This is a genomic window from Listeria sp. SHR_NRA_18 (assembly GCF_003856515.1).
In the GTDB taxonomy this organism is placed as follows: Bacteria; Bacillota; Bacilli; order Lactobacillales; family Listeriaceae; genus Listeria_A; species Listeria_A newyorkensis.
The window spans coordinates 38,987-56,831 of record NZ_QPKR01000011.1 but is presented as its reverse complement, the minus strand read 5'-3'; the positions used below and the strand labels follow the sequence as shown (position 1 = coordinate 56,831).

At 39.1% G+C, this 17,845-nt stretch carries 22 protein-coding genes and 1 tRNA gene; all 23 read left to right on the top strand.

Annotated elements, in window-relative coordinates; translation table 11 throughout:
* Positions 1 to 99 precede the first annotated feature (99 nt).
* Positions 100 to 173, top strand: a tRNA-Pro gene (locus DUK53_RS14310).
* A gap of 313 nt (positions 174 to 486) precedes the next feature.
* Complete coding sequence (locus DUK53_RS14305; protein ID WP_124892866.1) at positions 487 to 798, top strand: HNH endonuclease; 312 nt, start codon at positions 487 to 489, stop codon at positions 796 to 798.
* Positions 799 to 804: 6 nt separating this feature from the next.
* The gene (locus tag DUK53_RS14300; protein WP_124892864.1) at positions 805 to 1,077 is read left to right on the top strand and encodes a hypothetical protein; all 273 of its coding nucleotides are present in this window, start codon (positions 805 to 807) and stop codon (positions 1,075 to 1,077) included.
* Positions 1,078 to 1,180: 103 nt separating this feature from the next.
* Entirely contained in the window at positions 1,181 to 1,540 is a 360-nt protein-coding gene (locus DUK53_RS14295; RefSeq protein WP_124892862.1) for a P27 family phage terminase small subunit, read from the top strand.
* Positions 1,524 to 3,176, top strand: a complete 1,653-nt coding sequence (locus tag DUK53_RS14290) for a terminase TerL endonuclease subunit (protein ID WP_124892860.1) — start codon at positions 1,524 to 1,526, stop codon at positions 3,174 to 3,176. Before DUK53_RS14295 ends, DUK53_RS14290 begins: the two co-directional genes overlap by 17 nt.
* A 12-nt stretch (positions 3,177 to 3,188) precedes the next feature.
* Entirely contained in the window at positions 3,189 to 4,364 is a 1,176-nt protein-coding gene (locus tag DUK53_RS14285) for a phage portal protein (RefSeq protein ID WP_124892858.1), read from the top strand.
* Positions 4,342 to 5,034 (top strand): head maturation protease, ClpP-related, encoded by a 693-nt coding sequence (locus DUK53_RS14280; RefSeq protein WP_124892856.1) that lies wholly within the window; start codon positions 4,342 to 4,344, stop codon positions 5,032 to 5,034. Before DUK53_RS14285 ends, DUK53_RS14280 begins: the two co-directional genes overlap by 23 nt.
* Before the next feature lie 27 nt (positions 5,035 to 5,061).
* Positions 5,062 to 6,231, top strand: coding sequence for a phage major capsid protein (locus tag DUK53_RS14275; protein ID WP_483306208.1), 1,170 nt, complete (start codon positions 5,062 to 5,064; stop codon positions 6,229 to 6,231).
* 37 nt (positions 6,232 to 6,268) lie between these two features.
* The gene (locus DUK53_RS18015) at positions 6,269 to 6,388 is read left to right on the top strand and encodes a hypothetical protein (protein WP_368665725.1); all 120 of its coding nucleotides are present in this window, start codon (positions 6,269 to 6,271) and stop codon (positions 6,386 to 6,388) included.
* The gene (locus tag DUK53_RS14265) at positions 6,375 to 6,671 is read left to right on the top strand and encodes a phage head-tail connector protein (protein WP_124892854.1); all 297 of its coding nucleotides are present in this window, start codon (positions 6,375 to 6,377) and stop codon (positions 6,669 to 6,671) included. The genes DUK53_RS18015 and DUK53_RS14265 overlap by 14 nt, the downstream gene beginning before the upstream one ends.
* Complete coding sequence (locus DUK53_RS14260; protein ID WP_124892852.1) at positions 6,652 to 6,990, top strand: phage head closure protein; 339 nt, start codon at positions 6,652 to 6,654, stop codon at positions 6,988 to 6,990. The genes DUK53_RS14265 and DUK53_RS14260 overlap by 20 nt, the downstream gene beginning before the upstream one ends.
* Positions 6,983 to 7,393, top strand: coding sequence for a hypothetical protein (locus DUK53_RS14255; protein WP_124892850.1), 411 nt, complete (start codon positions 6,983 to 6,985; stop codon positions 7,391 to 7,393). The genes DUK53_RS14260 and DUK53_RS14255 overlap by 8 nt, the downstream gene beginning before the upstream one ends.
* Entirely contained in the window at positions 7,383 to 7,805 is a 423-nt protein-coding gene (locus DUK53_RS14250) for a hypothetical protein (RefSeq protein ID WP_124892848.1), read from the top strand. Before DUK53_RS14255 ends, DUK53_RS14250 begins: the two co-directional genes overlap by 11 nt.
* 2 nt (positions 7,806 to 7,807) lie before the next feature.
* On the top strand, positions 7,808 to 8,398 hold the full coding sequence (locus DUK53_RS14245) for a phage tail protein (protein WP_124892846.1): 591 nt from the start codon (positions 7,808 to 7,810) through the stop codon (positions 8,396 to 8,398).
* A gap of 157 nt (positions 8,399 to 8,555) precedes the next feature.
* The gene (locus DUK53_RS14240; RefSeq protein WP_124892844.1) at positions 8,556 to 9,152 is read left to right on the top strand and encodes a hypothetical protein; all 597 of its coding nucleotides are present in this window, start codon (positions 8,556 to 8,558) and stop codon (positions 9,150 to 9,152) included.
* Between the two features lie 20 nt (positions 9,153 to 9,172).
* Complete coding sequence (locus DUK53_RS14235) at positions 9,173 to 9,436, top strand: hypothetical protein (protein ID WP_124892842.1); 264 nt, start codon at positions 9,173 to 9,175, stop codon at positions 9,434 to 9,436.
* 48 nt (positions 9,437 to 9,484) lie between these two features.
* On the top strand, positions 9,485 to 9,841 hold the full coding sequence (locus tag DUK53_RS14230; RefSeq protein ID WP_124892840.1) for a F0F1 ATP synthase subunit delta: 357 nt from the start codon (positions 9,485 to 9,487) through the stop codon (positions 9,839 to 9,841).
* A 2-nt stretch (positions 9,842 to 9,843) separates the two neighbouring features.
* Complete coding sequence (locus tag DUK53_RS14225) at positions 9,844 to 10,029, top strand: hypothetical protein (protein WP_124892838.1); 186 nt, start codon at positions 9,844 to 9,846, stop codon at positions 10,027 to 10,029.
* 5 nt (positions 10,030 to 10,034) lie between these two features.
* Positions 10,035 to 13,529: a phage tail tape measure protein gene (locus DUK53_RS14220; protein ID WP_124892836.1), complete on the top strand. Its 3,495-nt coding sequence runs from the start codon at positions 10,035 to 10,037 to the stop codon at positions 13,527 to 13,529.
* Positions 13,526 to 14,233, top strand: coding sequence for a phage tail domain-containing protein (locus DUK53_RS14215; RefSeq protein ID WP_124892834.1), 708 nt, complete (start codon positions 13,526 to 13,528; stop codon positions 14,231 to 14,233). The genes DUK53_RS14220 and DUK53_RS14215 overlap by 4 nt, the downstream gene beginning before the upstream one ends.
* Positions 14,233 to 16,407, top strand: coding sequence for a phage tail spike protein (locus DUK53_RS14210; RefSeq protein WP_124892832.1), 2,175 nt, complete (start codon positions 14,233 to 14,235; stop codon positions 16,405 to 16,407). Before DUK53_RS14215 ends, DUK53_RS14210 begins: the two co-directional genes overlap by 1 nt.
* Positions 16,407 to 17,573 carry a BppU family phage baseplate upper protein gene (locus DUK53_RS14205; protein WP_124892830.1) on the top strand — a complete coding sequence of 389 codons (1,167 nt, stop codon included), beginning with the start codon at positions 16,407 to 16,409 and terminating at the stop codon, positions 17,571 to 17,573. Before DUK53_RS14210 ends, DUK53_RS14205 begins: the two co-directional genes overlap by 1 nt.
* 13 nt (positions 17,574 to 17,586) lie before the next feature.
* Entirely contained in the window at positions 17,587 to 17,832 is a 246-nt protein-coding gene (locus DUK53_RS14200; RefSeq protein ID WP_124892828.1) for a hypothetical protein, read from the top strand.
* The last annotated feature ends 13 nt before the right edge of the window (positions 17,833 to 17,845 follow it).

Below are 17,845 nucleotides of genomic sequence, written 5' to 3'. Positions count from 1 at the left end.
AATGTCGGTTTCTAATGTATGATGATAGTATCAGGAAAGTGAAGATAACCAAATAAATTGAATGATAACTTCTATCTTTTGCTTTTCTGGTACTGTTTACATGGTATAGCTCAATTTGGTGGAGCGTTCGCTTTGGGAGCGAAAGGCTATAGGTTCGAGTCCTATTACTCTGATTAGGTTGGCTTTATTAACAAAGTGTTTTTGAGAACTTTGTTGGCGCAAGGGTCTTTTATTAATTAATTGCCAGCGCTATGTATAGCATAGTGTATCCTCGCCTACGGGTAGAACGAATGAGAAAGAGGAGAACAAAAACAAGTCGTTGACGAGCGACACCGCAGAAGTTACCTGGTTTTATAACTGCGGATTTTAAAATGAATAGTACCCATGAACGCCTCTCAACGATGCGGACCAGTCATGTGGTCGTTATATAAACTGAACGCACTCTATACAATTGTATGGTGCGTTTTTATTATGGGGTGAACACATATGCACATGACACCAAAACTATATAAGCTAATCCAGACCAATCAGCTCATTAAGTTCTATAAGTCTCGTGAATGGTTAGAGCTTAGACAGGTGGCTCTTGTCCGCGACAATTTTGAATGCCAACGATGTAAGAAGAAGCGTAAGTATCGTAAGGCTGACTGTGTGCATCATATAAAGTATGTGAAAGAGTTTCCTTATCTTGCGCTTACCTTGAACAACCTTGAGTGTCTTTGCAACACGTGCCACAACGAGGAGCATGACAGGCTACCTAATCAAAAGAAGAAGGAACCAATCAATCAAGAACGGTGGTGATTACCAATGCAATTAGATATAGATGGAATAGAGTACGACACGGATCAGTACGATACGTACAATGTGTACACACAGAATAAGATACGAAGTACTGTTTATCAAGGATATAAAGCGATGCGCAATGTAATCATGGACAACAAGTGCCAAGGTCTTAAGCTGAATGAAGTTAAATTAAAAGTAAATGCGGATCGTGAGAAGATAAAAAAATATCTTCCGTTCGATGATGAAGAAATAAATTCTATTTTTATTTTTATGGAAAAAGTTTTCCCGCGACTATAACCCCCCCATCAAAATATTTTAAAACTTTTGGAAGGGTGCGACAACGGGGGATGGAGCTGCCAAAATTTCGCGCAGCAAAAACGCGTATAAGGGGGTGTATAAAATGGCTTTTACCAAGCTTTTATCAGAAAAAGAACGCATGAAGAAGCGAGAAAGAATCGAAGCAGAATTGAAAAAACAACTTGACGAAAAAGGTTTAAACAATCCGATTTTCCTAGATCGCATTGATTCCTATCTTGGTTATTGGGATATGGAACAAGCGTTAGTGAAAGACATAAATGAACGTGGATTCTTCACAGAATACAATAACGGTGGCGGTCAAGTTGGTACTAAGAAAAATGATAGTACCATTCTTTTGCAAAAATATACAAAACAAATGCTGGACACATTGCAGTTCATGGGATTAAAACCGCCGACGGATGTTAAAAAGGATGTAGGTGGTAACGATGACCCAAACTTATAACACATATAATTGGCACCCCGCCATATCCGAGTGGATGCAGATGGTTGAGCAAGGCGACGTTGTGAGTTGTAAGGAACAAAAGCAATTAATGACATACATTAGACAGCGTTTGAAGGCTGATAATGTGGTAATCAAAAATGATGTATTAGACACCGCTATTGCTACAGCAGAGCGGTATTTTTATACACTCTATCCGTTTCAACGATTTATATACGCGTTTGTTTTCGCTGTATTTGAAATCGACGAGGATGGCGACGAGCAATTGATGTTTAATGATTATTTCATTTATGCCGGCAGAGGTTTTGGTAAGAATGGGATTTTAAGCTGCATGATATTTGAATGCACAACGGCGAATCATGGTATCGATCAGTATAACATCGATATCATCGCAACGTCAGAGGATCAAGCGAAAACGTCGTTTGAAGATATTCACAACATGTTGGAAAACAACAAGAAGCAAATGAAAAACGTGTATCAATGGAATTTAGAATACATCAAGCATCGGCGTAACGGTTCGACAATTAAATACAAAACATCGAACGCCCGTACCAAAGACGGCGGGCGACCAGGTGCGGTTGCCTTTGATGAAGAACACGCCTATGAAGATTATCAAAATTACAAAGTTCATACATCTGGTTTAGGTAAGAAACGGCATCCGAGAAGGTTCCATTTAACGACGGATGGCTATGTTCGTGGCAGTGTGTTAGACGATAGAAAGATTTTAGCACAAGCTGTATTAAACGGTGAGAAGCCTAATTCTAGGATGTTCCCGTTCATCTGTAAACTGGATAACGATGAGGAAGTAAACGATCCGAAAAACTGGCCTAAAGCGAACCCGATGATTTTATATTATAAACCATTGCGAACAGAAATACATCAACACTGGGAAGAAGCCCAAGCGTCGTCCGAGGTTATGGTTGAGTTTATGACGAAGCGGATGAATCGTCCTTCACAAGACCCTACAAGCATCGCTGTTAAGTGGGAAGATATCGAGGCGACCAATCAACCATTTGTTGATTTTGATGGAATGCAGTGTGTCGGAGCGCTTGATTTCGCAAGTGTTCGTGATTTTTGTTCCGTTATATTGATGTTCAAAAAAGAAGGTAAATATTATTTTAAACATCATACGTTTATTTGTGCGGAGTCATTGAAGATTACGAAGTTTAAATTCCCAATACATGAAGCTGTGGAAATGGGATTGGCGACGATTATTCAAGATAACTATATCGATGAAAGTTATCCATTGCAATGGTTCATAGATCATTCTAAAAAGCATCGCATCGTCAATATCGCAACGGATAGTTTCCGTTACGCTACCTTAAGAGAAAAGTTTGAAGAAGCGGGCGCACCATTAACACAAGTTCGTTCTGGTCCATATAGTCATAACCGGCTATCATCTAAAGTTGATAAATTATTCGCATCCCACGCGGTTGTGTTTGGCGACGATATGATGATGCGATGGTACTGCAACAATGTGGCTATTAAATTTGATGCTCGTGGAGAGAAAACATATATCAAGATTGAGCCGAAGACGCGCAAGACGGACGGCTTTTTTGCTGTGCTACACGCTTTGATGCTAGATGAGGAATTACCAGAAGCGCGGGAGTTCAAGCTATTTGACACATACACATATTAGGGAGGTGAGAAAGTGAGTTTCAATAGCTGGGTGAAAGGCGTATTTGGTAAATCAGACACAGCTACATTAGTTGATAATGCTTTTTGTTGTATCTCTACGGATCGACTGAATGAATTGGCAATCAAGCGGTGGGCGATTGATTCATGCGTCAATAAAATTGCTAATGCGCTGTGTAAAGCCGAGATACAAACGTTTGTGAATGGAAAAGAAGAACGCGATTTGAACTGGTATTTATTTAACATTGAAGCTAGTCCGAATCAGAACGCAACTGAATTTTGGAAGAAAATTGTTTTCAAATTAGTATACGAAAACGAAGCATTAGTTTTCCAAGTGGGCGACGCATTGTATGTTGCGGATAGTTTTTCACAAGTAAAGTACGCGTTCAAAGAAAACGTATATACAGATGTGGTACTGAAAGAGTTTTCAATGAGTAAGACGTTTAATGAATCGGATGTCATGCATCTAGTTCTGAATAACGAAAGTGTTAAAAAAATTATTGATGCATTCTATGTTACTTATGCGGACCTACTTAATACCGGTATTGCGAAGTACAAGAAAATGAACGCTCGAAAATTATTAGTCAAATTGAAAGCTATGTTCGGTCAGGGTGAAGAGGCAGAGGAAAAGGTTCGAGAATTAATGACAGATCGAATGCAAAAATTCTTATCTGAAAAAGATTCAGCACTACCACTCCAAGACGGAATGGACATCGAAGAACTGAAAAGTGATGGGAAAATAGCCGATTCACGGGACATTAAAAAGATGATTGATGATGTTTTCGAAATGATAGCAAACAGTTTCCACATTCCGTTGGGTTTGGCAAAGGGTGATACGGTCGGATTAAACGAACAGATGAACGCATTTCTAATGCTCTGTTTAAACCCGATTGCTGAAATGATAAACGCCGAAGTGAACAGGAAATACTATGGGCGCGATGCCGTTCTGAAACGAACTTACATGAAAATGGACACAAGCATGATTAAGGTTCAAGACTTGAAAGATGTTGCTTCTGCGCTGGAATTACTATTTAGAACAGGCACAAATGTTGTAGATGACAATCTTGCCATGATAGGCAGAGAGCGGACAGGATTACCAGAAAATAACGAACGTTATATTTCTAAAAACTATGCACCACAAGGTGAAGAAGTCGAACCAACGAAGGGAGGTGAAGTTAATGAAAATGCCTAAAATTGAAAAACGTTTCGAATTTAAGAACAGTGTTGAAGGCGAAGATACAGCCGAACTTTACCTTTACGGAAGTATTGGGACTGGTTGGTTTGATGAAATTGATTCAAACAGTGTTCGCCAAGCAATTAACGAATCGAATGCGAATGAAATCCATGTCCACATCAACAGTGGTGGAGGCGACGTATTCGAATCTATCGCGATTCATAATCTATTGAAAGCACATAGCGCGAAGATTACAGTACATGTGGACGCTTTAGCTGGATCAGGCGCGTCTGTAATTGCAATGGCAGCGGATGAAATTATTATGCCGAGAAACGCTATGATGATGATTCATAAAGCATGGACGGTTGTCGCTGGTAATGCGGACGAATTACGCAAGGTAGCGAACGATATGGATAATATCGACCATGCTGTCACAGAGTCGTACACAGGTCGTTTTAAAGGTGAACGTGAAGAGTTAGTAAATTTATTGGCAAAAGAAGATTGGATTACAGCAGAGGATTGTATGACGCATGGTTTCTGCGACAAAATCGCAGACGCTGTAACACCTCCCCCTGCGGAAGATAACGTAACAGCAGCAAGTCTACGCGAAAAATACAACTTCGATACAACAGAAGTAGCAGCATCACAAAAAAATATCTTTATGAACATCGCTAATATCAAGCGATGATTTTTTATTTCGAGGAGGAAAATTAAAATGGCAATGACAAACATTCAAACAAAAGAAAATGAAAACGAAATTAATCTTAAAAATGCCTTCCTGAACGCTGTTAAAACTGGTGGTACGGAAGAAGAACAGGTAGAAGCATTTACAAAAATGGCGGAAGCGATCCAAAATAACATCCTAGAGAAAGCGAAAAGCGAAGTAGAAACACGCAATGTGGATAACAACGTATTGGCTGGTCGTGGTGCTAATGTTCTAACTGCTCAAGAAACGAAATATTACAATGCAGTTATTGCAGGTAATGGTTTTGCAGGTGTGACGGACCTATTGCCACCAACGGTATTCGAACGTGTATTTGAAGATTTAACTGTAGCGCACCCGTTGCTATCTGAAATTAATTTCGTGAATACAACCGCAACAACGGAATGGATTATTTCAATCGGTGATGTTGGTACAGCTTGGTGGGGACCATTGTGTGCGGAGATTAAAGAACTGCTAGATAATGGTTTCGATAAAATCCAAACAGGCATGTACAAGCTATCTGCTTACATCCCGGTATGTAATGCAATGCTTGATCTTGGTCCTGCATGGTTAGATCGTTATGTTCGCACTATCTTGGCAGAATCAATGGCACTAGGTTTGGAACACGGTATCGTTGATGGCACTGGGAAAGACATGCCTATCGGTATGATGCGAGATGTGGACAACGTTGTTAGTGGTGAACATACATCAAAACCAGCAACACCATTGAACGATTTAACTCCTGCTACATTGGCTAATGAAATCATGCTACCACTTACGAATGAAGGTTTGAAGTCGGTAACGGATGCAATTTTAATCATTAACCCAGCGGATTATTGGGCTAAGATTTTCCCAGCTACAACATATATGACACCACAAGGCGCATGGGTAACAGGTATTCTACCAATTCCACTTAAAATTATCGAATCAGTAGCAGTTCCAGTCGGTAAAGCTGTAGCAGGTCGTGCGCGCGATTACTTCATGGGCATTGGTTCGGAACAACAAATCCGTACATCAACGGAATATCGTCTATTGGATGATGAAACGCTTTACTACTCTAAACAGTATGCGAATGGTCGTCCGAAAGATAACGATTCTTTCTTAGTGTTTGATATCACGGATCTTACTACTACACCAGCAATCAATGTAAATGTGGTGAATCCAGTAACGCCTACACCCTGATAGTCCCGTACAATTACAAAGTACGGGTTATTCAGGTATGACGAATAGTGAGTTAAGAGCAGAGTTAGACAGTCGTAGTGTTTCGTACTCCGCGAATGATAACAAAGCCACACTCATCTCCCTGTTAGAAGAGAGTGATAATCATGACGGTATCTGATGAATTGTTACAAGAAGTAAAGGATTATCTTCGCATCACATGGGACGACACCACAGAGGATAACCGGTTAAAAAATATCATTAACAGAGTAGGGGCGTACATGGAGCGAGTAACCGGTACGTCCTTTGCTTTCGTTGAAGAGGACGAGGCGAAACAACTACTTTTCGATGGTACACGGTATGCACATAATAACGCATTTGAATATTTCCAAGAAAACTTTTTGGGACAAATTCAAAGCTTGCAGTTTAAGGTGGCGGTTGCTGATGCAGAAAGTCAACCATGATTATTTTAATGATGGCGTTTTATACTATGGCGCATTAAAGACTGTTAGGGATGACAATAGAAAGCGTTCCGAAGATGTTTTTATAGAGCAAGGGAAACTATTCTATCAAGAAATGTCTGTCCGAGAGCAGGATTATATGCTAGTAAATGCCATTGGTGGTAATTTAACGCTTAAGATAAAAACACCATATCGGAAAGAAGCCCAGGTATATCAAAAAGTAAAAATAGGTACAGATATTTACGATGTTATTACGATTGATCCAGACCGCAATATACGTCTTTTTTGGTACCTCGAAAAGTCGGGTGATGATAATGAATGAACAAAATAAGGCGCGTCTTGAAAAGCTAAATAAATATCTCATTGAAAGTTTAGAAAGAGATACAGGTTTGAAGGTATTCCAAGACAATGTGAGTGAAGCAGAATTAAAGGAAGAATTGGATGAAATATACCAATATATCATCTTTTCTACAGGAGGATTTACAAAACCAGACGCATCAAAATTCACACTTGTACAATCCGTTACCGTTCAAGTTGCGGCGGAAACTATTGCGGATTTGGACGGATTGCAATTAGATATCATTACGTCACTTTCTGGTGTAGCAGATAATGGTCCATATTTCTTTTTATCATCAGAAAAAGGACAGATACAAAAAGGAAAACAGGATAAATATGTGGATGCACTGACATTCGAATTTACAAGGTCGATTAAAAATGTCTGCTAAATGGGAATTAGAATCGTCTGATGTTGACCGGTTGCTTGATGTGATGGCTAAATTGCCGAATCGTTCCGAGGAAGTAATAAACAAATCGCTCAAAGAAAAAGGCGCACCGTTAGCCATTCAGAATATCGAAAAGAAAATTAATATATCGAAGGACCGGCTAGGTCGTGTATTGAACAAAAAACACGCCCAATCTGCTAGTCCTTTTAAAGTTACACCGAGTAATCTAGGCTTTGAAATCACCAGTAAAAATCCATTTAATTATCTCGTTTTTCCAGATGAAGGTATAGGCGCGCATAACAAAAACGCACAAGGTTTCATGCAAAAAGGGCTAGATGAATCAGTTCCAGAAATAGTAGAACAGCTCGAAAAAGATGTATTAGAAGAAATAAATAGAACATTAGGAGGTAATTAATAATGCCAACAATTATTGAAGATTTTGACGCAACGCGCATCACGAACCTAGGTATTAAATTTGATGGAGAAACAGCAAGTACGCCGTTTGGTTGTACAGGTAGTGTCGAAGGGGAAACAGAGTTACTGGAATTAGTAAAAAAATGCGAAGGTGTAGAGGTTAAAAAGCGAAGTAGACCACAAAAAATGACGCTGACTATTTCAGCCCACATTAAAGTAGCTGTATTGCGTGATATTTACGGCTTATCTAATGAAGGATTACAAGTCGGTGTATACGCATATGGTGCGGATAGCATGAGTAAACCGTTTGTATTAACCGCAGATGTCATGGATGAATTCGAAGATGTTACAAAATTGATTGCATTTCCGAATTGTACGTCAAGCACCGGGCTAAAAATCACGGTAGAAAACGGCGCGGATGAAGTAGCAGAGGTTGAAATTGAATTTACAGCTATGATTGATGATTTCCGTCAATGTTACTACGAAACGTTTATTGGTGAACTAACTCCGGAAACTGCTGACGAATATGTCGAACTTTGGCATACTAATTTCACGCCAGCAATGACACGTGCTGATTTCGTCTTTCCCAGTTAAGCCCCTTAACTTAAAGGTATCAAGTTTCACAGATACCAGCATCACGTGGACTTGGGACGTATCCACAGGGGCTTCTTTTTATTATGTATATGTAGATAGTTCAACCATCCCAGTTAAGGTAACAACCAATTCATATACACTTAATAATTTGAGTTATATGAGTACACACGGAATTCAAGTTTCATCTGTTACTAAATATGGTTTGGAAAGTGAAAAAACAGTAATAGTTAGTCAAAAAACTCTCTTACCAGCACCAGTTATCGCCAGATTTTTGTATGGTGAAACATACATCAATGGTACATCTGTAAATGATGTCAATGTTACGAATTGCAGATTGTACAGAAAAGGCGAATCGATAGCTCTTCTGACCGGGACAATCACAGCAGGGGTTTTACGAATTTATGTACTAGGTAATGTTAATATCATCGCTGGTGCGCAGTATGATATACGAGCGCTTGACGGCAATCCGAATTTACCTGCAACAGTTCCGGGGATGATTACAACAATAACGGCTGAAATAGCTAAAGTGACATTAAACAATATCGTTGCTAGTTCTGGTGTCGTTTCTGGCACAACTGAGAAAAACGGGCAAGTTAGGATAAGCGTAGACGGAGTAAATAAAACGGTTTTAACAGCAGGTGCTACAGGCATATTTAGCGGTAACATATCTGGTATTGTCGTAGGTTCAGTAGTTAAAGCAGAGGCTAAAGTAGGGGCTATTTATCCAAATTATGTAGAGAAAATAGCAACATAAGTATAGGGGGGGCGCTAATTTTGCGGTATGAAGATATTAATCCAGCTTTTGATCCGTTATTTGAAAATATAACAACAGAACAATTGCATGTCATAGGTGTATATGCACCTGAAACAAAAGTATATATTTCACTGAATGATGGTCGTCGCAGTTCGGTAACAACAGATATCGGCGGACTGTTCGAATATGATTTTGAAACGTTAAATGTTGGGGATGTCATTAAATTTTCGGTTAAAAACGGAACAACATATGACGTTTTCTTAGAAGAAAAGATTAGAGAATAAATTTGAAAGGCGGGCTATACCCGTCTTTTTATATTGGAGGAAAACGAAATGGAAAAGAAAATTGAATTTATTGACGGTTCAACAGCAACTGTGGATACAACCGTTTTAGCTAAAACTTTACTTACTTTACAAAATGATGGCGTGATTGATGGTGCATTCTTTAAAGGCTTCATGAAAGAAGAAGTAGACATGAGTCCATTACCACTTTTACAAGCAGTGTACGCGGCTTATATTCAACATAATGGCAAGAAAGGTAGTAAATCATACGATGAGTTTTTGGAGTCCTACGTACTAGATATGGAAGTCGATATGATTGTGTATTTTGCTGTTATTACGAAGCAGGGGCGTAACACGCTAGCTGAAAAATTCGAAAAGAAAACAGGTAAAGCGGGCGTAAAAAAATAAAAATGCCGAAATTCGAAATTGATAGTGTCGAGGATTTACATGCGTATTATGTGTACATCATTGGTATTAATGATTTCGATTTTTGGCATTTACCAATTCAAACTATTCACATTATGGCAGAAAATAAAACGGCAATTGAATCATTTATGAACCACGAAGAAGAAAAGCAGGCAAAGAAAAAGAGGTGATATAAGTGGCAAATAATCAACCTAAAATAACATTCAAGGTATTCAATCAGGAATTTAATAAAGCGATAACAGAAATGAATAATGAGGGTAAAAAGTTCCGACAAGAACTGAAACTAGAACAAGAGCAATTGAAAATGACGGGTTCTGAATCCGATAAATTAGCGGCTGATTTAAACGGTTTGCAAAAACAATACGATGTCGCACAACAGAAAACGAAAGCTACAGCAGATCAATTAGAAAAGGCAAAAACAGCATTCGGGGAAAATTCAACCGAAGTCGCTACGATGGAAACGAAATTACGTAGTGCCGAGATTGCAGAACAGCAGTTGGCTAATAAGATTGGGGTTACTAGTCAGAAATTAGATGAAGCAAAAGCGGCGGAAAAAAGTCGTGTTTCTTCTATTAAAGATTTAGAAGATACTCAAAAGAATCTTGAAGCGCAAACCGAAAAACTATCAAGCGAATTCAAATTGGAACAACAAGCGATGGCAGACACGGCAACCGAGGCTGAAAAACTAGCACATGCTGAAAAATACGTGGCGGATCAGACGGAATTAGCAGAAAAGAAAATAGAAAACATGGAAAGACAACTGGAACTCACGAAACAGGAATATGGCGAAAACTCTACAGAAGCTTTGCGAATGGAAACAGCTTTGAATCAAGCTAAAGGCGGGGTTTCTAAGCTTGAAAATGAGCTGGACGAGCTTAAAAATAGTTCGAACAATGCCGATGAAGGTATGGATAAACTAAACAAAACACTTAGCGGTGGAATGATGATTGCAGCGGCGGAACAGTTAGCGGAAATTGGGGATAAACTGAAAGAAGTGGGGCAATACGCTTTTGATTCATTCCGCGATGTGGATGACGGGCTAGATACCATTATCACTAAAACGGGCGCAACTGGTAAGGCTGGGGAAGCTTTAAGCGAAGTATTTAATAACATAGCTGGGAATTCTAAGTTTGATTTCCAATCCATCGGTGACGCTGTAGGTGAATTAAATACACAATTTGGATTCACAGATGATGTGTTAGAAAAAAACTCTTTATTGTTATTGAAATATGCCGAAATTAACGGAACAGACGTTACAGATTCAACCATTAATGCGAGAAAAAGCATCGAAGCTTACGGTTTGTCATATGATGATTTAGGAACCGTTTTAGATACTACAACATCTGTAGCCCAAGCAACTGGGTTGAGTGTTGACGATTTGAATGACAAAGTTATATCTGGCGCACCGCAGATTAAAGCGATGGGATTATCTTATCAAGAAGGTGCTGTTTTAATCGGTCAATTGGAGCAAAATGGTGTCGATTCCGCGGCGGCGTTATCTAGCTTAGGGAAAGCAACAGTGGTGTACGCAAAAGATGGTAAGACACTTGAACAAGGATTGAAAGGTACAGTTGATAAAATTAAGGGTGCAAAAAGCGAAACAGAGGCGTTAACAATTGCTTCCGAAGTATTTGGTACAAAAGGCGCTGTAAGAATGGTGGATGCTATCAAACGTGGCACATTGAACTTGGATGACTTAGCTGATAGTGCAAAAAATACGTCTGGAACTGTTTCGACCACATTTGATGAAACATTAGATTCCATTGATAAACAAGATCAAGCGTTAAATAATATCAAATTAGCAATGAGTGAGCTTGGCGCGGCTATATCTGAAACATTAGCGCCGATATTAGATAGTTTATCAAGTATTTTGCAGAAAGTTGCTAAATGGTTTAGTGGGCTTTCTAGTACGTCGAAGGATGTTATTGTTATTTTGGGACTCGTTTTAGTTGCTGTGTCTGCATTGTTACCAGCGATTGCCGCGATTGCCGTGGTAGGGGGTACAGTTCTTGCTTGGATTGGGCTAATTGTTGCTGCCATAACCATAGTTATTGTGATAATTAAAAACTGGGGAAACATCACAAAATGGCTCGGCAAGCAATGGGATAACTTCAAAAACTTCATGTCTAGTGTGTGGGAAGGTATAAAAAACATATTCATGGCAGGCTGGCAAGCGATATCCGACTTCTTTGTAAAAGCATGGGACATTTATTGGTCCATCTTATCAGCTTTCTGGACTCCAATTATTAAATTCTTTGCGATGATATGGGAGGGTATTAAAAATGTAACTGTATCACTGTGGAATAGCACAATCAGTTTTTTAACAGGTGTATGGCAAGGAATCGTAAACATAGCAATGACTATATGGAATGGTCTGGTGAACGTATTTACGTTCATTTTTTTATTGGTTCAAACGGTTATTATGGGTGCTTGGACCATTATTTCATCCTTGCTTATTGGCGCATGGAACATCCTTGTTAGTGTTGTGACTATCATATTTACACCACTCATTAGTTTCTTTACGATGTTGTGGGAAGGTATTAAGACGGTAGCGATTACGGTATGGAGTGCGGTTTCTAGTTTCTTATCTGGTTTATGGACCAGCATTTCAACAACAATACAAACTGCTTGGAATGCGATTGTTTCTGTATTCTTAACTATTATGCAAAAATTCGCGAATGTCGTTCATATAGTCTTAGATCCGATTGTTATTTTTATTCAAAATACAATGAACAAGATGAAAATGATTATTGTAAATGTTTGGAATGTGATTTATAGCTTTGTAGCTAATATTTTAAATAAGATGAAAGGTATTATTACAAATGTCATGAATGCAGTAAGCAATGTGATAAGAACTGTAATGAACGCGATTAAAGGTATAACAACAACCGTTTGGAATGCGATTGTAGGTATTGTAGTTTCTGTGTGGAATAGGATAAAAAGTGCGGTAACAACAGCTATAAATGCTACAAAAAACGTAATAAATAGTGTATGGAATACAGTTAAAAGTATTTCTAGCAGTGTGTGGAACGGCATAAAAAACACTATATCAAATATTTGGAGTTCGATTAAATCGGTTGTTTCTAGTGCTGCAAATGCTGTGAAATCTACTGTTTCGAGCGTGTGGAATGGTATTAAATCAACCACTAGCAGTGTATGGAACGGTATTAAGACCGCAATCATGACACCAATCAACGCGGCGAAAGATGGCATAAAACGGGCAATTGATGCTATTAAAGGTTTTTTCAGCGGATTAAAATTGAAATTTCCTAAGATTGATATGCCAGAACTACCGCACTTCAAACTGGACGGTAAGTTTAGCTTAAAACCACCAAGCGTACCTAAGTTAAAAGTAGACTGGCACGCAAACGGTGGCTTCTTCAACCAAGCGTCTGTGATCGGTATTGGTGAAAAAGGACCCGAAGCGGCTGTTCCGTTGATGGGTAGACGTATGGACCCGTTCGCTGATGCTGTATCAAATCGTATTTTCTCAAATCTACCAGCAATGGCGGAGAATAAGCTTTCACAAGCTGGTGATACGGATGTGACTATCAATATGACAAACAATCTATACGGCGCAGCAGACGAAAATAGACTGGTTGATAAAATCACACAAGGCATCACGAAGAATACGAATACGAAAACAACAGCTTGGGGAGGTCGTGCATGATGTATACCGTGCTAATAGATAACGTTTCCTGTTCTGATTACGGCTTATGCATCCCAGAAAGACCAAACATTGTCACAGCGGAACAGGATATCGACACAAAACTAATCAGAGGGCGTAATGGTAGTTTGACTATACCCTACGCCTATAATGATGTGGACCATGAAATACCGTTCAACTTTTTAGATGATGTAAAGGACTTTAAACAGACCTACCGCATCGCGAAACCGTATTTTAAGCGAGGTAGTAAATTTATTATGTCTGATGATCCACACGTGTATAGAAAGATGAAGAAGGTACAATTTGGTGATGCTGATAATACGATTCGCGAATATGGTTATTTTGATGTGACATTCACGTTTGATCCATTCGAATATTTAACAACGCAAACCGTATCAATTAATAAGGGGAGTTTCATCCAGAACGAAGGCACGATATATTCACAACCTTATATGAAGATATACGGTACCGGAAATATCACGCTCTACATCAATAGTCAGGTGTTTATTTTTAAAGGATTAACCGACTTTATCGAACTGGATTGTGATGCAATGATAGCTTTTAGAACCGTGAACGGCGCTATGGTATTGGCGGATAACTTGATGGAAACACTTGAATTTCCAATACTAGAAGAAGGAAAAAATTATTTTGATTGGATTGGTAATGTGACGAAAATAGAAGTCAATCCGTACTGGAGGTATTTCTAATGATTCCAGTTTTATATGACAAACGAGAAACAGACTTTTCGAAAAACGGACAAGGGTTATTAAAAGATACGATATCAGCCGTTGTAGATGAAACGTTAAACGGACCATGTGAATTAGAATTAACGTATCCAATCGAATCCCGTTTGTATTCGAAAATAGGTGAAGAATCGATATTCAAGGTAAAGACGGAAGATGAGCAGACAAACGAAAAAGCACAGTTGTTCCGTGCATATAACCCAGTGAAGCAGATGTTTGATAGCCAGATAGTTGTGAAGGCGAAACACATCACAAATGATCTAGCGGGTAACTTTGTTGAGAGTTTGAGTGTTGAGAATGCAACACCTACCGTGGCGTTTGCAAAATTATTTCAAAACACGTCCTATACATCGAAGTTCAGCGGATATTCAGATATAGCTACACAGAACAATGTCGAGTTAAAACGTAAGAACGCATTACAATGTGTAGCTGGGACAGAAGGCTCATTCTTAGATGTATGGGGCGGTGAGATAGAACGTGATAACTTCCAAATTCGATTATTAAAACGACGCGGGCGCGATAACGTAGCCCGTATTTTATATCGTAAAAATCTCACTGGTTTGGAAATGGATGTCAATGTGGAGAGTGTTATCACACGTATTTATCCGTTTGCTGTTAAAAATAATGCAAGCGGTGCGGAGCAAGAGATTATACTTCCTGAAAAATACATTGATAGCGACTATATCAATAATTATTCGTTTATCCGTATTTTAGAAGTGGATTATTCGCAGGATGACACGGTAACAGATGTTGCGACATTACGTACCGCGGCTAAAAAGTACTTTAAAGAGACGAAAAACGATGAACCGACGTTGAACGTCAAAGTGGAATTTGAACCACTGTGGCAAACGAAAGAGTACGAAAAGTACGCGAATCTGGAACGTGTTGTTCTGGGCGATACAGTCACGGTATATCATCCGAAATTGAAAATAAACATCATAGCGAAGGTGGTACGTACTCGCTTTAATGTCATCACAGAACGTTATGAATCGATTGAATTGGGTGATGTAAAGGCTGATTTCACAGATAACTTTAAGAAAGACATTCAAAGTGTTATCGAGCAGGTACCCACACAAGATTGGATGACATCAGAACTTGATCGCTTAGGGCAAGACATCCAAGGCGCGAATGGTGGGGATATCTTAACAGCCCCGACGTATAGACCGTCTACAATGTACTTCCTTGATACAGGTGATATAAACACCGCTAAAAACATTATGATGATGAACAGGCGAGGTATAGCATTTTACAAGGATGGAATTGGCAGTATACCCACAACGGCATGGGGTATTGACAGCGTATTTTTAGCTGATTTTATTGGTGCTGGGACATTGCGAGCAATCAATATAGAAGGGGTAACAATTAGAGGGTCAGCAGGTTATTTCGATACATTGTATTCCGATTATATGCCTGGATTACCAGCACCTCAATATCGTGAAATATTACGAATGGGTGGTGGTGATGGATTTAGTCTTAAGGCAAAGCGTGATACAAGTCTTTATCCTGCTATGCAAGTGAGATTGAACACGAATGGTGATTTAGGGTTAGCAATTGAGGCGATAAATGAAAATACAGGGGCAGTTAATCCAGATAAAGTCATACGATTATCTCCATTCGCGGGCGCGGAAGTACCATTGGTGTACTCAACAGCGTGGCTCTCTCTTGGTTGTTCGTCTGGTGGTAAAGTGGCAAGTATTGTGTACACATCATGGGACACGCCGACGTTGGTTTATGCGGATCATGTGGCTAAATCATTTACTCAAATGTCTAGCGCTTTGATTAAACAGGATATTGAGAAGTTCACAGATTCAGATATGGCGAAAAGGTATTCTGCAAAAGAAATGATTAACACTGTAGAAGTGTTTAATTATCGATTAAGGCAAGATGTAGAATCTGCATTCAATGAAGAGTCCACGGGTGATTATGTCAGTTTTGATAAAAAAATAGGCTTTATAGCTGAATTGTTACCACCTGAATTGCGTTCAGATGACATGATGGCGATGGACATGCAAAAAACAATTATGTGGTTATGGCAATATGCACGCGAAAATGAAGAAGAAAAGAAAGCACTCGAAAAACGAGTAACCGATTTAGAAGAAATGGTTCACGCATTAATAAACAAGGAAGGTGATGCATAATGGCAGGATTGCGAGTGTTGCAAGCAGTTCTTGATATAAACACACGTTCGTGGGATATACCGCGATTAGAGGCTGTACAGGGTGATTATGGTTCATTCACATTACAAGTAACAGTTGTTGCATCAGGGATTGTTGTAAATATTACGGGTTGGCGAGCGAATTTTGTTGCATCTCCTGATAATATTCATATTATTAGTGATCCCGTGATTAATTTTACAGACCCGGTGAATGGGAAGTTTGAATATACGTTTGTAAAAGAGGCGTTTTCTACACCTGGCGAGATTGACAATGCCCGTTTTGTACTAATAAAACAAGACGGCACACAATTATCAGGAATGCCACGTTTTACTTATCATGTCGATAAAGACCCAGCGCAAGGTAAGATTGATGCTCAAGACTATATAGGTGATTTCGCCGCGTTTCAAACGCAGGTGACGGCTTTACAGACGCAATTTAACACGTTACAAAGTCAGATAACAGCGATGAATGTTTTACCACTCGATGGTTCAAAAGCAATGACAGGGACTATTATTAGTGAATCTGATACTCCGTTGCAAGCTAGAAAAGATGGGAACTGGTGGGCTAGAATTACCAGAAACGCAACTAATGCTTTTATTCAATTCTCATTAGCTGCAAGGATTACAGGGATTAATAATACAACAGGTCTAGGATATGACTTTATCCAAAATTATTTGAGGTTAAACGGAAAAGATGTTGCGCTTAAAGATGATTCTGTTCAGAAAACAGGAAACTCTACGGTAGCTGGGGTAATTGATGCAACAGGATTAAAAATAGCAACAAAGGATGTAGCTACACAAGAGTATGTAAATGCCTTTGCTACTTATGTCCAATTGTTTAAAGGTGCAGCTTATTTCCTTGACACAAACACATATACCTTTGTAGCAGATGCGGTTAAATTAGGATTGTATATTGATATTTCCAGGTATACGCCGGGAGTTGGCCCTTTGGAATATGGCTTTCATACCATTTTCATTCCACGCGAGGCATTACTTGAAAACAGTGGAAAGGCAGTGTGGGAAGGTATGACAGGGACAGATGGAGCTAAGAAAATATTTTATGGAACGTCAACTTCAATTAAAGGACATGCTGATAATGGCGCAAGTCCAAACAACGGCTGGTGTATTAGGCGAATAGGATATAGATAGGAGGAATAAAAAAATGAAAGAAGTATATGTGTCTTTGAGTGAAAATGGATATGTGCAAGAGTGGTGTGATATAGAAGGAAATGACAATTTGCCAGAACGTTTTTTTAAAGCGATGGCGGATGAAAAACTAATTGGTAATGTTGATGCTGTAAAAATCGTTGATGGCATTGCTGTATTGGATAAAAAAGAGCAACAAAATGTAATGGTTGAAAACGGGGATTTAATCAATCAAATACAAGAAGAAATTCGCACCTTATAGAGGTGTATTTTTT

Excerpts from the sequence above, each read along its gene's own strand:
- DUK53_RS14305 (WP_124892866.1), top strand. The coding sequence starts at position 487 with ATGCACATGACACCAAAACTATATAAGCTAATCCAGACCAATCAGCTC.
- DUK53_RS14275 (WP_483306208.1), top strand. The coding sequence starts at position 5,062 with ATGGCAATGACAAACATTCAAACAAAAGAAAATGAAAACGAAATTAAT.
- DUK53_RS14255 (WP_124892850.1), top strand. The coding sequence starts at position 6,983 with ATGAATGAACAAAATAAGGCGCGTCTTGAAAAGCTAAATAAATATCTC.
- DUK53_RS14215 (WP_124892834.1), top strand. The coding sequence starts at position 13,526 with ATGATGTATACCGTGCTAATAGATAACGTTTCCTGTTCTGATTACGGC.
- DUK53_RS14225 (WP_124892838.1), top strand. The coding sequence starts at position 9,844 with ATGCCGAAATTCGAAATTGATAGTGTCGAGGATTTACATGCGTATTAT.
- DUK53_RS14295 (WP_124892862.1), top strand. The coding sequence starts at position 1,181 with ATGGCTTTTACCAAGCTTTTATCAGAAAAAGAACGCATGAAGAAGCGA.
- DUK53_RS18015 (WP_368665725.1), top strand. The coding sequence starts at position 6,269 with ATGACGAATAGTGAGTTAAGAGCAGAGTTAGACAGTCGTAGTGTTTCG.
- DUK53_RS14240 (WP_124892844.1), top strand. The coding sequence starts at position 8,556 with ATGAGTACACACGGAATTCAAGTTTCATCTGTTACTAAATATGGTTTG.
- DUK53_RS14205 (WP_124892830.1), top strand. The coding sequence starts at position 16,407 with ATGGCAGGATTGCGAGTGTTGCAAGCAGTTCTTGATATAAACACACGT.
- DUK53_RS14230 (WP_124892840.1), top strand. The coding sequence starts at position 9,485 with ATGGAAAAGAAAATTGAATTTATTGACGGTTCAACAGCAACTGTGGAT.
- DUK53_RS14260 (WP_124892852.1), top strand. The coding sequence starts at position 6,652 with ATGCAGAAAGTCAACCATGATTATTTTAATGATGGCGTTTTATACTAT.
- DUK53_RS14300 (WP_124892864.1), top strand. The coding sequence starts at position 805 with ATGCAATTAGATATAGATGGAATAGAGTACGACACGGATCAGTACGAT.
- DUK53_RS14200 (WP_124892828.1), top strand. The coding sequence starts at position 17,587 with ATGAAAGAAGTATATGTGTCTTTGAGTGAAAATGGATATGTGCAAGAG.
- DUK53_RS14265 (WP_124892854.1), top strand. The coding sequence starts at position 6,375 with ATGACGGTATCTGATGAATTGTTACAAGAAGTAAAGGATTATCTTCGC.
- DUK53_RS14250 (WP_124892848.1), top strand. The coding sequence starts at position 7,383 with ATGTCTGCTAAATGGGAATTAGAATCGTCTGATGTTGACCGGTTGCTT.
- DUK53_RS14245 (WP_124892846.1), top strand. The coding sequence starts at position 7,808 with ATGCCAACAATTATTGAAGATTTTGACGCAACGCGCATCACGAACCTA.
- DUK53_RS14290 (WP_124892860.1), top strand. The coding sequence starts at position 1,524 with ATGACCCAAACTTATAACACATATAATTGGCACCCCGCCATATCCGAG.
- DUK53_RS14210 (WP_124892832.1), top strand. The coding sequence starts at position 14,233 with ATGATTCCAGTTTTATATGACAAACGAGAAACAGACTTTTCGAAAAAC.